The sequence below is a fragment of the Luteitalea sp. genome, assembly GCF_044337415.1.
Classification (GTDB): domain Bacteria; phylum Acidobacteriota; class Vicinamibacteria; order Vicinamibacterales; family Vicinamibacteraceae; genus Luteitalea.
In genome coordinates, this window is the sequence record NZ_JBIINP010000339.1 from 1 (window position 1) to 3,353 (window position 3,353).

3 protein-coding genes are annotated in these 3,353 nt (G+C 70.1%); 2 read left to right on the forward strand and 1 reads right to left on the reverse strand.

The window, feature by feature from the left end; genetic code table 11:
• Nucleotides 1-56: 56 nt before the first annotated feature.
• Nucleotides 57-1,034: an aldo/keto reductase gene (locus ACIRDX_RS21960; RefSeq protein ID WP_396627554.1), complete on the forward strand. Its 978-nt coding sequence runs from the start codon at nucleotides 57-59 to the stop codon at nucleotides 1,032-1,034.
• A 4-nt stretch (nucleotides 1,035-1,038) separates the two neighbouring features.
• Nucleotides 1,039-2,508, forward strand: a complete 1,470-nt coding sequence (locus tag ACIRDX_RS21965) for an L-serine ammonia-lyase, iron-sulfur-dependent, subunit alpha (RefSeq protein ID WP_396627555.1) — start codon at nucleotides 1,039-1,041, stop codon at nucleotides 2,506-2,508.
• 55 nt (nucleotides 2,509-2,563) lie between these two features.
• Here the strand turns inward: ACIRDX_RS21965 and ACIRDX_RS21970 are convergent, their stop codons facing one another.
• Nucleotides 2,564-2,965 carry an RNA recognition motif domain-containing protein gene (locus ACIRDX_RS21970; protein ID WP_396627556.1) on the reverse strand — a complete coding sequence of 134 codons (402 nt, stop codon included), beginning with the start codon at nucleotides 2,963-2,965 and terminating at the stop codon, nucleotides 2,564-2,566.
• Nucleotides 2,966-3,353: the final 388 nt, after the last annotated feature.

Sequence of the window (3,353 nt, forward strand, 5' to 3'; positions counted from 1 at the left end):
GCTCAACGCGCGCGTCCCGTAGCCGATCGCCGTGAGGCGAAGAGTAGAATCGGCACATGCAGACACGGCAGCTCGGGCGGACCGACCTTCACATCACTGCCATCGGCTTCGGCGCGTGGGCCATCGGCGGCGAGTGGCGCTTCGGCTGGGGACCGCAGGACGACGCGGACTCGATCGCGGCGATCCGCCAGGCGGTCGCCCGCGGGATGAACTGGATCGACACCGCACCCGCCTACGGCCTCGGCCACTCGGAACAGGTGGTCGCGCGGGCGCTCGCCGACATCCCGACCGCCGAGCGTCCCTACGTGTTCACCAAGTGCACGCTCGTGTGGGGGGACGACCGGGTGGTCCGGCACGACGTGTCGGGCCCCTCCATCAGGCGCGAGGTGGAGGACAGCCTGCGTCGACTGCAGGTCGAGACCATCGACCTCTACCAGATGCACTGGCCACGCTGGGCGTCGCAGGCCGAGCCGTCGCCGGGCAGTGTCGCCGAGGCGTGGGAGACGCTGGCGGACCTCCAGCGGCAGGGGAAAGTGCGCCACATCGGCGTCTCGAATTTCACGGTGGACGACCTGAAAACGGCGCAGGCGATTGCGCCCATCGCGTCGCTGCAGCCACCGTATTCGATGCTGCGACGGGCCATCGAGCCGGAGATCCTGCCGTACTGTGCCGAACACGGCATCGGCGTCCTCGTGTACAGCCCGATGCTGTCGGGCCTGCTCACCGGCGCGATGACACGCGAGCGGGTGGCCACCCTGCCGGCCGGCGACTGGCGTCGCAACAACAAGGAGTACCAGGAGCCGCAGTTGTCGGCGAACCTCGCGCTGGTGGAGGTCCTGAAGGCCGTGGGCGCGCCGCACGGGAAGTCTGCCGGCGAGGTGGCGATCGCCTGGACCCTGCGCCACCCGGCGGTCACCGCTGCCATCGTCGGTGGCCGCTCGGCTGCGCAGGTGGATGGGGTGGTGGGCGCGGCCGATTTCCGCCTGTCGGAGGCCGAACTCGCCCGCATCGACGAGGCGCTGCCGCGCGCGTGACCCCATGACCGACGAGCGCCTCTCCATCGTCGACATCTTCAAGATTGGCGTGGGCCCCTCGAGCTCACACACGCTCGGCCCCTGGCGTGCGGCGCAGCAGTGCCTCGCCGGCTGGCAGGCGACGCCCGGCCTTCGGCGCATCGAGGCGCACCTGTTCGGATCGCTGGCCAAGACCGGGCGCGGACACGGCACCGACGTGGCCGTGGTGGCTGGTCTCTTCGGGGCCGACCCCGAGACGTGCGACATGACCGAGGTCCACGGCCGGGTGACCCGCGCCCTGACCGAAGGCGCGCTCACGCTACCGGGAGGCGAGCCGGTGACACTGCTGGTGGCCTTCCACCCCCAGGAGGTCCTGACCCAGCACCCCAACGGCCTGCGTTTCGTGGGGGAGTGGGCCGACGGCGCGCGGCGCGAGCGCACGTGCTTCTCGGTGGGCGGCGGCTTCGTGGTGTGGGAGGACGATCGCGGCGAGTCGCGATCGTCCGTGACCCTGCCGTATCCGGTCGACACGGCTGGCGACCTGCTGCGATGGTGCGGGGAGACCGGCAGCGCCGTGTCGTCGGTGGTGCTGGCCAACGAGGCGGCGTGGCGGCCCGAGGCCGAGACGCGCGCCTTCATCGCGCGCATCTGGGACGTGATGCGCGCCTGCATCCATCGCGGCTGTCACACGCCGGGGTTGCTGCCCGGCGGGCTCAACGTGCGTCGCCGTGCGGCGGACATCAACACGCGCCTGCTCGGCCGGGCTGGGACAGCCGGCCCTACCGGCGTGGCGGCGACGTCCGGGTTCACCTTCTCGCCGACAGGCACGCCCCTCGACGTCGACGCGTGGTTCGCGGCGATTCGCGCCCACGGCGACGATTTCGGCTGGACCCTCGATTGGGTGACGGCGTTCGCGTTGGCGGTCAACGAAGAGAACGCGTGCTTCGGCCGCGTGGTCACCGCACCCACCAACGGCGCCGCGGGCGTGGTGCCCGCCGTGCTCGCCTATGACGTGGTGTTCGGTCCGGATGGATCCAGTCCCGACCGCATCGCTCGATTCCTGCTCGCCGCGTCCGAAGTGGGGTGCCTGTTCAAGAAGGGGGCGACGATCTCCGCGGCGATGGGCGGCTGCCAGGCCGAGATCGGCGTGTCGTCGGCCATGGCCGCGGCGGGCTTGACCGAGGTGCGGGGCGGCTCGCGGAGCCAGGTGCTCATGGCCGCCGAGATCGCCATGGAACACCATCTCGGGCTCACGTGTGACCCGGTGGGGGGACTCGTGCAGATCCCGTGCATCGAGCGCAACACGATGGGCGCGATCAAGGCCATCACGGCCTCACAACTGGCCCTGGCGAGCGATCCGGCCAATGCCAGGGTGTCGCTCGATGCGGTGATTCACGCCATGTGGACGACGGCGCTCGACATGAGCGCCAAGTACAAGGAGACGGCCGACGGCGGCCTCGCCCTGCACATCCCGCTCAGTCTGTCGGAGTGCTGAGTCCGGCTCCTCCCCCCTGAAAAGCAGAAGGCCGGCAGTGACGCCGGCCTTCGCTCTACCAGCGGGGCTCGCGACGATTGCCGCCGCCGTGGCCACCACGTCCACCCCCACCACCAGGGCGACGGCCACCGCCGCCTCCACCGCCGGGACGACCGCCCCCGCCGCCGAAGCCGCCCCCGCCGCCACCAAAGTCCCCAGGACCACGCTCGGGCCGCGGACGCGCTTCATTGACGGCGATGGCACGGCCGCCGAGCTGCGCGCCGTCGAACTGCGTGATCGCCTTCTGGGCGTCATCGTCGTTCGCCATCGAGACGAACGCGAAGCCGCGCGGGCGCCCCGTCATGCGGTCACGCATCACCGTGACGCTCTCCACCGCTCCCGCCTGCGAGAACATCTCCTCGAGTTCGGGCTCGCTGATTTGATAGGGGATGTTCCCGACGAACAGGCTCTTCGCCACTGCCGTACCTCCTTGCCTGACGTGCCGGCCGCCCGTGAAGACGGACCACTCGGAAGATGCCGGAGACCGTGCGGGTCTCCGCTCACAGGCACGCGAGCGGTATCGAGTCAGGCGGGCTCGAAACTCGTGGCGTTGAGTCTGGCTGTCCTTCCATCGCTGACGGTACCACCGTGCGCGTCCCCCCGCAACGGGGAGGGAAGCTCAGCACAGCGAAAGGACAGAAGAGCAGAAGGGTAGAAGGAAAGAAGGCAGGGCGGGAAGGGCGAAGGAGAGCATAACCGGGTAAGGCCGGAAGGGCAGAAGGGGCACGGCCGGGCGGCAGAGGCACCTTCATCCCTGGTCGTGCGTGCCTTCTCACTTCGGTGCCTTGCTCCTTCCCGCTCTGCCT